Annotated in this window: 1 protein-coding gene; it reads left to right on the forward strand. The window is 41.9% G+C overall.

Annotated elements, in window-relative coordinates:
- Positions 1-267, forward strand: a 267-nt coding sequence (locus AAEY83_RS15645; protein ID WP_351060408.1) for a Na+/H+ antiporter NhaC family protein, incomplete at both ends; no start/stop codon positions are given.

Genomic DNA, 267 nt, shown 5'->3' on the forward strand with positions numbered 1-267 from the left:
GTATTATACGCAACGGTTTTAGCCATTGTTGTGGCTTACTTTTTAATGATTGGTTCGCGTAAATTTACGCACCATCAATTAGTTGATACAGGCTTTAAAGGTATGGGCGAATTAATGCCATTGGTCGCCATTGTACTGCTTTCGCTTACACTTGGCGCAAGCTTAAAAGAGTTGGGTACTGGTGTATTTGTAGCATCGCTTGTTGGCGACTACCTACCTATTTACTTAATAGTACCGGTGCTGTTTTTAACCGGCGCAGTTATGTCG

It is taken from the genome of Psychrobacter sp. TB20-MNA-CIBAN-0197, from assembly GCF_040309765.1.
GTDB lineage: Bacteria > Pseudomonadota > Gammaproteobacteria > Pseudomonadales > Moraxellaceae > Psychrobacter > Psychrobacter submarinus.